11 protein-coding genes and 1 other RNA gene are annotated in these 14,689 nt (G+C 39.5%); 5 read left to right on the plus strand and 7 right to left on the minus strand.

The window, feature by feature from the left end:
- Positions 1 to 441 (minus strand): type II toxin-antitoxin system RatA family toxin, encoded by a 441-nt coding sequence (locus FCS21_RS14205; protein WP_138624210.1) that lies wholly within the window; start codon positions 439 to 441, stop codon positions 1 to 3.
- A 208-nt stretch (positions 442 to 649) separates the two neighbouring features.
- Here FCS21_RS14205 and smpB point away from each other — a divergent pair, with 208 nt between their 5' ends.
- The 4 genes from smpB to FCS21_RS14225 all read left to right on the plus strand — a co-directional run bounded on the left by smpB (position 650) and on the right by FCS21_RS14225 (position 5,495).
- A complete protein-coding gene (gene smpB / locus FCS21_RS14210) occupies positions 650 to 1,138 on the plus strand; it encodes an SsrA-binding protein SmpB (protein ID WP_138624269.1) in 489 nt (162 codons plus the stop codon).
- A 167-nt stretch (positions 1,139 to 1,305) separates the two neighbouring features.
- Positions 1,306 to 1,655: a transfer-messenger RNA gene (ssrA, locus tag FCS21_RS14215) on the plus strand.
- Between the two features lie 471 nt (positions 1,656 to 2,126).
- A complete protein-coding gene (locus FCS21_RS14220) occupies positions 2,127 to 4,562 on the plus strand; it encodes a fatty acid cis/trans isomerase (protein ID WP_138624212.1) in 2,436 nt (811 codons plus the stop codon).
- Between the two features lie 12 nt (positions 4,563 to 4,574).
- Complete coding sequence (locus FCS21_RS14225; RefSeq protein ID WP_138624214.1) at positions 4,575 to 5,495, plus strand: mechanosensitive ion channel family protein; 921 nt, start codon at positions 4,575 to 4,577, stop codon at positions 5,493 to 5,495.
- 62 nt (positions 5,496 to 5,557) lie between these two features.
- Here FCS21_RS14225 and FCS21_RS14230 read toward each other — a convergent pair whose 3' ends face one another.
- The 6 genes from FCS21_RS14230 to FCS21_RS14255 form a co-directional block, all read right to left on the minus strand.
- Entirely contained in the window at positions 5,558 to 6,973 is a 1,416-nt protein-coding gene (locus FCS21_RS14230) for a DUF2254 domain-containing protein (RefSeq protein WP_138624216.1), read from the minus strand.
- 63 nt (positions 6,974 to 7,036) lie between these two features.
- Positions 7,037 to 8,698, minus strand: coding sequence for a diacylglycerol kinase family protein (locus FCS21_RS14235; protein WP_138624217.1), 1,662 nt, complete (start codon positions 8,696 to 8,698; stop codon positions 7,037 to 7,039).
- A 281-nt stretch (positions 8,699 to 8,979) separates the two neighbouring features.
- Entirely contained in the window at positions 8,980 to 9,333 is a 354-nt protein-coding gene (locus FCS21_RS16915) for a hypothetical protein (RefSeq protein ID WP_187695301.1), read from the minus strand.
- Positions 9,334 to 9,498: 165 nt separating this feature from the next.
- Positions 9,499 to 10,854, minus strand: coding sequence for a magnesium transporter (gene mgtE, locus FCS21_RS14245; protein WP_138624219.1), 1,356 nt, complete (start codon positions 10,852 to 10,854; stop codon positions 9,499 to 9,501).
- Positions 10,855 to 11,237: 383 nt separating this feature from the next.
- Positions 11,238 to 12,086 carry an S-formylglutathione hydrolase gene (gene fghA / locus FCS21_RS14250; protein WP_138624221.1) on the minus strand — a complete coding sequence of 283 codons (849 nt, stop codon included), beginning with the start codon at positions 12,084 to 12,086 and terminating at the stop codon, positions 11,238 to 11,240.
- Between the two features lie 104 nt (positions 12,087 to 12,190).
- Positions 12,191 to 13,321: an S-(hydroxymethyl)glutathione dehydrogenase/class III alcohol dehydrogenase gene (locus tag FCS21_RS14255; RefSeq protein ID WP_138624222.1), complete on the minus strand. Its 1,131-nt coding sequence runs from the start codon at positions 13,319 to 13,321 to the stop codon at positions 12,191 to 12,193.
- Between the two features lie 356 nt (positions 13,322 to 13,677).
- Here FCS21_RS14255 and FCS21_RS14260 point away from each other — a divergent pair, with 356 nt between their 5' ends.
- Entirely contained in the window at positions 13,678 to 14,553 is an 876-nt protein-coding gene (locus FCS21_RS14260; RefSeq protein ID WP_138624224.1) for a LysR family transcriptional regulator, read from the plus strand.
- Positions 14,554 to 14,689: the final 136 nt, after the last annotated feature.

Here is a 14,689-nt window from a genome sequence, read left to right on the forward strand (position 1 = left end):
TTACCTATTAGCTCCATAAATTTGTTTTGCTCGCTGGGTAAAGACCTGTACTAAGCTATTACTAAAGTGACCAAACACTTTACCAAAAGCTAAAGAGACCAGTTTATTTGAAAACTCATACTCCAATTCTAAACTCACTTTACAAGCCTCGTCAGATAAAGGCGTTAACAGCCAATAGCCTTCAAGTTTTTTAAAGGGACCATCAACAAGCGATAAATGAATTTTTTCATTCGATACTAAAGTATTTTTAGTAGTAAACCACTTACTTAAGCCGCCTTTCGACACAAGCAAAGCGGCCGTCACTGATTGTTCATCTTGGCTTATCACTTTACTATCATTACAGTCTGGCAAGAACTTAGGATACGCTGGAATATCATTTATTAACTGGTACATTTGATCAACACTGTACATAACTAACGCACTACGACTTATGGTTGGCATTATTACTCCGCAGGTAGCCCCCATTCAATGCCCGCCATGATAACAAAACATGACAAAAAGCGCATCAATCGATAAATTTTATCTTAAAAATGAATTTAGTATACAAAAGAAGTTTATTGTCAGTATAATCACAGCGTTTGCAGATTATGACGACATAAAAGCGTTAAAGAAATCGACAAAGCAAACGGCAAAAAAATGGATGATAAAGATGGCTAAGAAAAAATCAAAAAGTTCTAACAGTAATACTATCGCTTTAAATAAAAAAGCGAGACACAACTATAGCTTAACAGACAAGTTTGAAGGCGGCATGAGCCTACAAGGTTGGGAAATTAAGAGTATACGCAGTGGTAAAGTAAATATTTCTGACTGTTACGTACATATTAAAGACAACGAAGCGTATTTATTAGGTGCCGAAATAATGCCCCTTAATGCCGCCTCTAGTCATGTGGTGTGCGATCCTAATCGTGATAGAAAACTATTACTTAACCGCAGAGAACTAGACAAACTCTCAGCAGCTGTTGATCGCGACGGCTACTCTTTAATTGCCACAGCCATGTATTGGAAACAATGTTGGGTAAAACTTGAATTTTACCTCGGTAAAGGTAAAAAAGATCATGACAAGCGAAGCGCTATCAAAGACAGAGAATGGGCTGTTGATAAAGGGCGTTTAATGAAAAATAAAAATTTAGACCGTTAATTTATTACCACGTTGTCTATTTAAAATAAGCGTGTATAATAAAGCTTATAGGTATATCGAACCTATAAATTGTTAGCTAATACTAGATGGTCGTACTAAATAAGCTAGATAGCAGTACTAACAAAGAAATATTTACACTAGAACAAGATCAGAAAGAAGTAAACTTTGGGGCGGATCTAGGATTCGACAAGATTCATGAAACCCAAGGTGCATGCCCAGGGGCGGTTTGCCTGGTAAAAAGCCGCAAAACTATAATTGCAAACGACGATACGTTCGCACTAGCCGCTTAGGCTAGCCATCACCTCGAAATCTCACCTATTGGTTAGAGGATTGATGGTCACCCCAAATAGGTTAGCGAGGGACGCACGCTTGAGGCCGAACCGCGAAATAGTATCAAGCTCACCATGACGAAGCCTGTCGCTTGGCGTCCAATTGGTTAAATAAACAAGCGACTAAGCATGTAGTACCGAGGATGTAGGCTTTTTGGACGGGGGTTCGATTCCCCCCCGCTCCACCAAATTAAGACCTTTTTAATCCATTAGTTATACCTAGTAACTTTTAGATTTGGCCATAAGTTAGTAATAATTTATGATAGAAACCGCTTAACTGCGGTTTTTTTATGTCTGAAATTCAATAAAATCCGCTAACTCTATTAATGCTAATTGAATAATTAGAACCACTAATACCAATCCCAATAATGTTGTGATCTTGTTGTGCACAGAAAAAATAAATCAGGGCAAGGCTATTGGGATTGGTATAACGATTAAATAGGTGCCTTGTACTTTACCGTTATCTCTGCGTATGCAATAAATTTCGAATTAATGAAGTTGGTACTATTAATAATTATAGAGCTAGAGGGTAGATTAACTTTCACTTTAAATGCACAATAAAACCTATAAGTTCTTTTATTATCATAGATATGTCAATTCTACTTAAATGTAAGCTATTTAAGCCCAGGTCTGTTTGATTGTATTTTTAAGGTTTATGTATGAATTCGCGTTTAATTATCTTTATTTTAGCTGTAGCTTTCATTATCGCTATTATAACGAGTACTCAATTACTACCTCAGTCTCAGTTAGCGTCTCAAGTATCGACTACTACCGTTATTAGCCATCAAGCTAATCATATTGTTAATTCATCACCCTATTATTCGCGTGATGTTCAACCTATTCTTGAGCAACGCTGTGTGGTTTGCCATGCCTGTTACGATGCGCCATGCCAACTTAAGCTGGGTTCTTTTGAAGGGTTATCACGAGGCGCAAACAAAGCGCTAGTTTATGATGGTGAACGATTGCTTGAAGCGCAGTTAACGCGACTGTTTGAAGATGCTCATACCACTGAGCAATGGCGTAAAAAGAACTTTTTCCCTGTTATCTCAGATACCGTAAGTACTGACCAAAACCCTTTAGACGACAATGTACAAAACAGTTTACTGGCGCAAATGTTGTTATTAAAAAGTGCCAACCCTTTACCAAAAAACACGCCACTTGCTGATGAATTAACGATGACATTAAATCAAGATTATCAATGTCCAACCATAGCGCAATTTGAGGATTACAAGGCAAATACTCCTTTATCTGGTATGCCCTATGGCTTACCAGCCATTGAAACGTCAGAGCAACAGCTGCTATTAGATTGGATTGCTCAGGGCTCAGCTAAACCGTTAAGAAAACCTATTACGAAAGCATTACAAGCGCGCATTAATCACTGGGAAGACTTTTTAAACGAGAAAAGTAACAAGTCACAATTGATGGCACGTTACCTATTTGAACATTTATTTTTAGCACACCTTCACTTTGATGAGAGCTTAACCGATAACTTAGCTAAAAATACTCTCCAAAGCACAAGCAAGAACATTGACGAGCAAAATAGTAAACAATATTTTAAACTGGTTAGATCAGCGACGCCACCAGGTCAGCCTGTTGAGGGTATTTTTACGCGTAGACCGTTTGATGATCCTAAGGTAAAGCGTGTTTATTATCGCTTTCAACCGGTGTTAACAACCATAGTGCACAAATCACATATGCCTATTAAACTTGATCAAGCGCGCATGGCTCGTTGGACTTCATGGTTTTTAACACCTGATTATCAGGTGAAGCACTTACCTTCTTATTTACCTGAAGAGGCATCTAACCCTTTTATCACCTTTGCACAGATTCCGGTAAAGTCTCGATATAGGTACATGTTAGATGAAGCACAAAATACCATTATGCAGTTTATCAAAGGACCCGTTTGTCGCGGCCAAATGGCGCTTAATGTTATCAATGATCATTTTTGGGTTATGTTTGCCTCCCCTGATCTCGCCTTTGCAGAAAATAACGATAAGTTTATGCAACAAGCACGACAAAAAATAGCACTACCAGCAGAGGCGCAAAGTAATGCACTACCTACGTCGTGGTTGACCTATGCAGCAATGGAGAAAAAATACCTAAAAGCTAAGTCAATTTTCATTGAAAAGGAGATAAAAAATAAAATACCGGTAACACTCGACCTTTTATGGGATGGTGATGGCGTAAACGATAATGCAACGCTCACCATTTTTAGGCATAACGATGCTGCCAGCGTTGTTAAAGGGCTAGTAGGAAATGCCCCACAAACGGCTTGGGTACTTACATACCCGCTGTTTGAGCGCATACATTATTTGCTTGTTGCGGGCTATGATGTTTATGGTAACCTTGGCCACCAGCTAAATAGCAGGCTCTATATGGACTTTTTACGTATGGAGGGTGAATTCAATTTTCTTAATTTCATCCCGCTGACTCACCGAGAGCAGGTGAGAAAAAACTGGTATAGAGGCTCGGTTAGCAAAGTTGAAAAATACGTATATGATGCTAATAAAACGTCGGTAGCGTCTGCTATTGATTATCAAACCGATGAACCATTGCCAGAGTTATACCGTAACATAAAAGAAAAATTTGCTACTATTGCTAGTCAAGAGCACATAGTAATAGCGAATACCCATGATCAAGCTACACTAAAAGCGTTACAAAAAATTAATGCGATTGTTGGCGCTAACGCTTCTTTTATACCTGATTCATCGATAGTGAGAATAACCGATACCGTTGGGGAAACAACGGTATTTTATACACTGCTGCGTAATAACGCATATCGTAATATTTCACACTTATTTGCCGAAGAAGACCGAAGACTGCCCGCAGAAGATACCGTGACGATTGCGCCCGGTTTAATGACCTCTCACCCTAATGCCTTTTTCACTTTAACAAACCTTGAGCTTGATGATTTCGCTAATGCCTTAGCTAATATCAACTCTGAGCAGGATTATAAAACACTACGGGATAAGTACGGTGTTTATAGAAGTGCTGAAAATTTTTGGTCTTATGCAGATGCTATGCATCGCTACTTTGAACAACAAAACCCTATTGGCTTTGGCTTACTCGACTTTAATAGGCTAGAAAATAGATAATAAGGAATTTCGATGGAATTATTAAAAGTTGAAAAATTTTGGCCTTTAATCAACGACAAACTCACTTTATGGCTTGAAGCTTTGATCAAGCATCTGCCTAATTTTGTTGTCGCTATACTCATCACCATTTTGTTCTCCATTATCGCCCGTTATGTCGGTAAAGCGATAAAAAAAGTTTTACACAGAACTTTAGAATCTGCACAAATAGCTAACTTGTTAGCGTCCATCTTTAAAATGTGTATATTGATTACCGGTATATTTGTTGCTTTAGATTTTTTAGGGTTAAAAGGTACGGTAACCTCGTTGTTAGCGGGTGCAGGTATTGTCGGTTTAGCGATTGGTTTTGCTTTTCAAGATATGACCGAAAACCTGATCGCTGGTATAGCCATGGGGATTCGTAAACCGTTTCAAATTGGCGATATTGTTGAAACAGACAAAGTATTTGGCACCGTTAAAACAATTAACTTAAGAAATACGCTAGTTGAAACATTTTTTGGTCAGTTGGAAATTATACCCAATAAAATTCTGTTTAGAAACATACTCACCAATTACTCGACTAGTGGTGTTAGGCGCATAGAAATTCCCGTTGGTATCTCTTATGCTGACGATATTGAACAAGCCGCAGAAGTGATTGTTGAGCAAATGAACCGCTATGATTTTGTGATAAAAAAAGAAGAAACAGCGGTATTTGCCAAAGATTTTGGTGATAGTAGCATTAATTTATTACTGTGGTTTTGGATAGATTACCCAGGTGATACCGGCTTTATGCAAGCAAGACATCAAGGCGTAATAGCAGTGAAAAAAGCGCTTGAAAGCGCAGATATACTTATACCTTTTCCTATTCGTACTTTAGATTTTGATGCTAAAGGCGGTGAGAAATTAAGTACTATGTTAGCAAAGCCTACTAAGACTAAACAAAGTAAAACGGAGTAAAATAAAGCTGAGTAAGAGCAAATACAGAGCGTTCAAGATGAGAGTTGAAATAGCGATAAGCTTTAGCTAATATGATTTTTAGCTAGTGATGCTTTATCTTTACTGGCTTTGAAAATCATATCAACTCGCTTATTAATATCGCTAAAATCATTGGCTGCTAACGGCTGCTCAGCTTGTTGCTCTGCTATCATTTTAGTTTGGCTGATAACAAATTGGCTTTGCTCTTGTGTTTGTGCAAACGCCATTAAGGTCTGTAATGACTCTAGTAACCTAATGGTTACCGCAACATTGTTATTAGCTTGCTGTCTGATTTGGTCAAAGGCTGCCGTAGCAATATAAGTAAAGGTTAATACCTTGCTAACCATTCTTAACATACCTGCTTGATCATAGTGATGCCTTACTGGAAACTCTCTTGTCGTTAACTCACATAATGCTGAATTAATTTTATCAACACAGGTAATTGCCGTATAAGGGTCATTAATACCCGGTGAAAGTGCACGTAAAGCCACTTCAACGATTTGATGAATAGCAAACTCAGGATCTTGCACGGGGGTTCTATAGGCACCTAATATGACTATATCTACTGTCTTTTTAAGTACGTCTTTAGTCATTAAATTATCGGCATGTACCACCGCAATAACAGCGCCTTTTACGACAAAATTTCCTGGTCTAAATAAGCATTCAATAAGTACATCATACTCACTAGCAAGTGCTAGTAACTTTTTTTGGTCAATGGTTTGAATATAACCGCTGCACTTTGCTAGTACATTGTTTTGATTAATTCGCGGTTTAAAGTTGCTATCACCTTTATCTGCATAGCTACCCGCATAGTTATCGACACAAAACTCTGGCGACTGTAGTTTGGTAATAGGGGGGAATAAGTGACTAATACTCGTTTGCAGCTCTTGATAAACATCATTAATAACCACATCAGCTTGAATAGATTTGGCAACATGGTGAATAAAGTAAATTAAGACTGCGACACTGATACAGGTCATCATCACCGCAAGCATAATGGTTAAGCCGGGTTTGAAAACGTAAGGCTGTTGAAAGCTGATAGCGCAAAACACTAAAATACAAAACAAAAAGTTGGAAATAAAGAAACCCAGAACAATTTGTGTGCCAGTATCCATCATAAAATTACGCAGTAAACGCGGACCAAACTGTGATGATGCTAAAGTTAACGCCACAATAGTGATAGAAAAAGCAATACTGGTTACCGTTATCATCGCGCCTGCAATAGTGGCTAATAAGGAGCGGATAGCGTCAATATCCATAGCATATACTAGTGGAATAAATTGTTCGCTACTATCAGATACAACAGTATTAAGATAAAAACTATTAATATAGAAAATATCAATACACACAGTACAAATAACTAAGACAATAGAAGATAGCACCATAAAGGTGGGAATAAACCAGAAGCTGGTACGAGCTTTTTCTATTATCGGTGCGTATTTGATCAAATTAATTTTCAAGGCACTACCTTCTGTTCATCATTAGCATTACTATAAAGAGTCTATAAGCTGTACTCATATAAGTTAACTGAGCACGGTTAACGAACTCGGTTCAATGGTAATAAAAATTTTATCTGCCTCACGGCTTTCACCATCAATCACATAGCTCAGTGGCGATGTCGCTTCAATCATAATGGACTTACCTTGCCTAAACTCAATGGTATCGTTAGGCGCTACCTCCACGACATTACCTATTAAGCCACTGGCTGCTAACCCCGTTAAATTAAGCGCTTGCTCTGTAGCGATAGTTTCATCAGGTAACCAAGTAATATCAAGTAGTCCATCGGCTATATCAGGCCCGCCACCGCCTTGAGCGAGTATTGTTGAAAATGGCGCAGCGTTAGCGACAACAAAACTAGTTGTGGTTACCGTAAAAGGCGGTTGTTCATCAAGGGTAATCGTCAATGTAATCGCTTCATTTAAACACAGTGCATCCCATAAGCCTTTAAGGTAAGCTAATTGCCCTCCTGCATTTTTTTCTTCCCTATCTGCTGACTCAATCATTTTTTGACTTAAGCCGACACTGGCGATCAATAAAAACAATTCATCATTACACGTTGCGGTATCAATGACCGAGGTCTTGCCTTCAAGAATTACATCGCAACACACCGAAATAGGAAATACTTTAGTGCCTGCGCCATGTAAAACATGACTTAACGCATTAGTGGTACCTAAAGGAATAATACCTAGAGTTAAATCGCCATTAGTTGCTTTTTTATCAGCCGAATTAGTGGCTAACCTGCGATGAGTTAAGACGGCAGCAACCTCTGCTATAGTGCCATCCCCACCGCATCCTACCAATATGGTGTGGCCTTGTTTAAGCGCTTTTTCAGCTAATGTTTTAGCCGATATTTCAGCGGTTGTCTCATATATAGAGACGGCATATTTCGCAGATAGCCGCTGAGTAATGTCATCTTTTGCTTCTGGCCATTTTCCGCCGCCCGACACGGGGTTAGCAATTAGCGCTAATCGTGCTTTAGTGACTAATATGCCTGACTTATGTGCTTTTACTAGCGCTTTTAGTTGCTGACGATTTAAACCTGCTGTTTTTCTAACGCCATATATCGCTTCAAGAGCTTGCTCTATGGTCCAATGCTTATTTTTACTTAATAAATAAGCCGCCATAAAAAATACTGAACGACCTCGGCCTAAAGCACAGTGAATAACCACGCCGTGTTGCTCAACATGCATGTCTACCCAGTTAATAGCCTGCACTAACTGCTGGTTTGTCGGGCTTTGATGATCTAATACTGGCAGACTTAAATACGAGAGGTTTTCGCCATTTGCCGACCAATCTAAGCCATCAAACTCGGCGGTTACGTCTAAAATTGCATGAACACCGCTTTCTTTTAGTTCAACCATGTCGGAAGGAAACAATCGACAGGCCAAAAATAAATTATCCTCTATTTTTTGTATTGCCTGCACTGAATCGTTTTTTCTAGCCCAGGCATTATATAACTGCGCGCCAAGCAAAAAAGGAATAAATAACCAGCGAATATAAACAGGGATAGTGCCATCTTGTTTTTTTCTAAAAATGTAGGGGTTCTTTAATAGGTAAGCTGCAGATACCAGTGAGAACGAGCTAGCTATCCAAAAAAAAATTAAGGTATAGTAATAGCCGGGAGAGTAGATTGCTGCGGCAAATGACAAGCATGCGCCAGCAAGATAGTAGTAAGTAATTGGCATATATTTCCTTTGCGTTACGCGTCGCTAAAAAAACGTTAATTGTACGTCCAGGCCAATTCTTTCCTGATTGCGGTTGTAATCAATTAAGGCATCCCCCTAATCATTAAAGTATTGTACTAAAACGTCGTAATGTTCACCAAGTAGGTAGCTTATATTCAATCAATTGACTCTGTTTTAGTCATCTTGTTAATTGTGGTGACTATTGTCTGCTGTTGAGCTAACTAATGCCTTTTATAGTCAGAGTAAGATACTCATAACCTACCTTAGGATTACAATTGTACTTAACAGTCGTTATCTTTGGCGTTAACGCCTTTTTTTACATTTTCACAGGCCTCTTTAATCGCTTTACTGGTATCAGTTGCCACTTGGTTAATTTTTTTACCAGCCTTTTCAGCGGCTTTGCCAGCCTCATCTACCATATCATCAATTTTTTCGCTCGCCTCTTCAGCGACTTTACCGGCTTCTTCTACCATTTCATCCACCTTATCACCTGCTTTCTCAGCGGCTTGGTCAACTTTTTTTATCATTTCATCAACTTTCTCACCAGGGGTTTTAGGTTTTTCTTCACAAGCCGATAAAGCAAACACTGCCGTTAGCGCGATTAACGCCGTTGTTAACTGTTTTATTTTATTCATAGGTATCTCCGTTACGTGCATGTTGCGTTTTTTATAAACGAATAAACGCTTACTAAGCACTGTACTCTACAGCCCAGCGCCTTGATAAATTGTCTATTAAGATTTGTTAGAGTAGCTAAAATGATAACGCCCAGTCAACTTTACCGTTTTGTAATACCCGTATTATTAAATTAAAAGGTAGGTTGCAGTACCTAAAAAGATTAAAAAACCAACGGCGTCGGTAATGGTTGTTAAAATAACACCACCGGCGATTGCTGGGTCTACGCCGAGTTTTTTCAAAATAATGGGAATAAGCGCGCCTGATAAGGTGCCGGTTAAGCTAACCACAAACAGTGCCAGTGCGAACACACTGCCTAACTTCCAGTCGCCATACCATAAAATAGTAATGAAAAAGACCACCGAAGCCCACAATAAGCCATTAATGAATGATACTTTTAACTCATGAATAGTCAGTGAAACAATATTAGCGCTGCTGACTAAATCTCGCGCTATCCCTCGCGTAACAACCGTCAGTGTTTGGCTGCCAGTAACGCCCCCCATACTTGCGACAACAGGCATTAGTACCGCCAATGCTACTAATTGTTCAATAGAAGATTCAAAAAAACCAATAACCCAAGCAGCTACAAAGGCGGTAATTAAATTAACCCCCAACCAAATAGCTCTGTTTACTGAAATATGCGCGATGGGGGCAAACATATCGAGCTCTTTATTAAGCCCGCCTGAGGCTAATAAGGTTTGCTCCGAGTTTTGCTGCAACACATCAATAACATCATCAACAGTTATTCGTCCAAGTAAGCAATTATTTTTGTCGACCACAGGTGCAGAGATTAAGTCGTGATCTTCGAAAATTTGTGCAACCTCTTTTGCTGATTGTAAAGAATGAATTAATGGCACATTATTTTTCATCACATCTGCGACTGACAAGCTGTTATCCATTGACACCAAATCACTCAGATATAAAGTGCCTTGCACTTTATTTTCTCGATCGACTACCACTAGTTGATCGAGTTGCTCTGGCAGCATGCCCTCTTTCTTTCTTAATTTACATAAGTACCGATAAACCGCTTTCAGGCTAACGTCTTTTCTGACCGCTGTCGCATCAACATCCATTAAACCACCAGCGGTGTTATCAGGGAAAGAGGCGACAGTTCTATAACGCTGCTTACGCTGACTATCCATGGCCTCAACCATGGCGCCAACTACCGTCAGTGGTAAATCGGCATCAATATCGGCCAACTCATCCATTTGCAGCGTAGAAAGCGAGACCAGTAAATCAGCTTCACTGGTTTTTTTAATAAGCAGCTGGCGCAACTCTCGATGCACCGACAGTAGTATTTCCCCTTTAAAAGCAACAGGGATAACCCGCCAAAAATCACCACGGTATTTATTCGGTAGTGCTTCAATTAATCGCCCTAATTCAGCGGGGTGAGACTGCTCAATAGCGCGCAATATAGCTTGGTTGTTTTTTTGTTCTAAAGAGTCGGTTAATTTGCTTACTAACTTAATAAAAGCATTACTCATAGGACCTACTTATTATGGTGATTTTATGCATCGCAGAAGTGAATGAATACCTGCTTAATCAGCTGGCGTTAAGCTTATATAAAGCTCACTAATTAGCAGTACATGTCTGCTAACCAATGAAATGAATATTAATTCAAAGAATTATACTATAACAGTTTTACTGATCTTGTGATTATTTCCACGGTTAAAGATCCATGAGGGGCTTTAATACATGGCTTACAAGTGTATTAAAAGTGGCTGGCTAAGTGCTAGGGTTGAGCTATTCGTATAGTGATGACTAGCAAAAAAGCTTATCTGAAAATAAAACAGCCATTGGTAGGTTCAACGGCTGTTTTATTAATAAGCATTATAATAGCAGTTAGCGCGGGTATTAACAGAGCAAGTTAACTTAAATGGCTAGCATGAAAACGCAAGTGCTCTTCAATGAATGAGGAGATAAAAAAGTAACTATGATCATAGCCTTCATGAATACGTAGGTCGAGTGGGTAATTACTCTCTTTTGCTGCAGCTTCTAGTGTTTCAGGTTTGAGCTGCTCTTTTAAAAAGTCATCAGCACCACCTTGATCAACTCTCGCGGGGGTAAACTGAGTGGATTGACGCATCAACTCACTGGCATCATGTGCTTGCCACGCGGCTTGGTCTTTGCCTAAATAAGCAGTGAAGGCTTTTTTGCCCCAAGGCGCAGTCATTGGATTACAAATAGGGCTAAACGCTGATACTGATCTATAACGCCCAGGATTAAGCATGGCAATGGTTAATGCTCCATGTCCGCCCATAGAATGACCACTAATAGCACGTTTATTTGACACAGGAAATGCTGCTTCAATTAAACGAGGTAACTCGTTAACCACGTAATCGTACATATGGTAATGACGATTCCAAGGTGCTTGAGTAGCATTAACATAAAAGCCTGCGCCCATGCCTAAGTCATAGCCTTCATCATCGGCCACACCTTCGCCACGCGGGCTAGTATCAGGGGCAACAATAGCCATACCTAAAGCGGCAGCAACACGTTGTGCGGCGGCTTTATGCATAAAGTTTTCATCGGTGCAGGTTAAGCCCGAAAGCCAATATAACACAGGAACTTTATTACTCTTTGATGCTTGCGGCGGCAAATAAATAGCAAAGCGCATGGTGCAATTTAGCGTTGTAGACTGGTGACTATATTGCTTATTCCAGCCACCAAAACTTTTATTGACACTTATGTTTTCTATTACATGGTCAGTTGTCATGGTAAAACCTCAAAAAGCTCCCCCTTAATAACTTATTTTGCATATGTTGTTATAGGGGGGAGCGGACTAACGATTATAATTGAATGATGTATTTATCAAAGTGACTATTTATCAAAGTGAATCACGGTGCGAATACTTTCGCCTTTGTGCATTAAATCAAACGATTCATTAATATCTTCAAGCGCCATGGTGTGGGTAATAAAGTCGCTTAGTTTAAATTCACCGGCTAAGTAACGCTCTACGTAATCGGGTAATTCAGTACGACCTTTTACGCCACCAAAGGCTGATCCACGCCATACACGACCCGTTACCAATTGGAACGGACGAGTTGATATTTCTTGACCTGCACCCGCAACACCAATAACCACAGATTCACCCCAACCTTTATGACAGCACTCTAACGCCGAGCGCATCAGGTTAACGTTACCAACACATTCAAACGAGTAATCTACGCCGCCATCAGTTAATTCAACAATCACGTCTTGAATAGGCTTGTCGAAATTTTTCGGGTTAATACAATCAGTCGCACCTAGCTTTTTCGCTAACTCGAATTTACTTTCGTTGATATCAATAGCAATAATACGACTGGCTTTAGCCATGGTTGCACCAATCACCGCTGATAACCCAATACCACCCAAACCAAAGATAGCGACAGTTGCACCCTCTTCAACTTTCGCGGTATTCATTACTGCGCCCATGCCAGTGGTAACACCACAGCCTAATAAACACACTTCTTCTAATGGCGCTTCTTTATTAACTTTTGCTAATGAAATTTCTGGTAATACTGTGTATTCAGAAAAGGTTGAACAGCCCATGTAATGAAAAATTGGCTGACCGTCTTTATAAAAACGGGTAGTGCCGTCTGGCATTAAGCCCTTACCTTGGGTTTCACGAATTTTTTGACATAGGTTAGTTTTACCCGATAAACAAAATTTACATTCGCCACACTCTGGTGTGTATAACGGAATAACATGATCGCCAACTTGCACACTGGTAACGCCTTCGCCAACTTGCTCAACAATACCGCCGCCTTCGTGACCTAAAATAACAGGGAAAATACCTTCGGGATCTTCACCTGATAAGGTAAACGCATCGGTATGACAGACACCGGAGGCAATAACTTTGACTAAGACTTCGCCTTTGCGCGGTAACATCACATCAACTTCTTCGATTGATAAGGGCTGCTTAGGTCCCCACGCAATAGCGGCTTTTGATTTAATAAATTTATCTGACATACTTATTCTCACTTGTTAATTAGTAGATGCTTTAGTGCTATCTATTCACGTTAATATTAGTTTACTGTTAGTAACTTTATAGCATAGACGAACTTGCGACCTTTGACGCTAGTCTACGCTATTCATTTATAGATGATAATACTGCCAACTCGTAATTCACTTTTACTCACTAGTAACAATTAACAGTAAATATTCATTTACCTGCTCATTGAACTTTTATTGGTAGCTTATTTGATAGTTTATTGGCGAATTTGTCTTAAAAGCTTACAGCGATAAGCTGCTGCCGTTATCATTTACCTCTTAAAAGGTGATAATATTACTTACTTAAAGGCCACTTATACATATAGGTAACAATCATGCAGTGGGATGGTATCAGCGAATTTGTTTATGTTGCTGAAAATGAGAGCTTTACACTTGCTTCAAAAAAAATGGCAATATCTACCGCGCAAGTTAGCCGCCAGATAAGCGCCTTAGAAAAACGACTCAATATAAAATTATTTTACCGCACGACGCGTAAAGTTTCTTTAACCGAAGAGGGACGTGTTTTTTATCAGCATTGTCGCAGTGTACTTGATGGGTTAGATGCCGCAGAGCGTGCCATTACCAACTTACAATCTAAACCCCAAGGTAAAATTAAATTAACCGCGCCAGTAACTTATGGTGAAAGGCAAATATTACCATTAGTAAATAATTTTATTAAACAATACAGTGATGTTGAAGTGTCAGCTTATTTAAGTAACCGTCAAATTGATATTGTTGAAGAAGGCTATGATTTAGCGATCCGCCTTGGCAAGTTAAGTGACTCTACCATGATGGCTAAAAGATTAGGTAAAAGAACCAATTACCTTTGTGCCTCACCACTTTATATAGAAGAGCACGGTATGCCCCACTCTATTTCAGAACTAAATAAGCATAGCTGTTTACTCGGGAGTAATGATTACTGGCATTTTAGAGAGTTAGGGAAAGAAAAGAGTGTTCGAGTCACCGGCAGGTTGCAATACAACAATGGTAATAGCTTGACTGATGCGACTCTAAAGGGGCTAGGGATAGTTCAATTACCCGATTATTATGTTGAGCAGCATATACACAATGGTGAACTCGTTAGCCTATTAGATAATTATCGGGCGCCAGATGAAGGTATCTGGGCGGTTTACCCGCAAAATCGCCATTTATCGCCCAAAATAAGACTACTGGTAGACTACCTAACTGAGCAGTTATACCAATCCGTATAAGAAAGTGATCACTTAACGAGAATTTAAAGGCTTAAAAGCATTGATTACACAGAATGGTTGTTCAGGAGAGTGTGCTCCTGCATTCTCTAATAAGTTACCTGCGTGTAGCGCCCTTGTCAAAATCAATAACGCAGCA

Source organism: Colwellia ponticola, from assembly GCF_005885605.1.
Lineage (GTDB): Bacteria > Pseudomonadota > Gammaproteobacteria > Enterobacterales > Alteromonadaceae > Colwellia > Colwellia ponticola.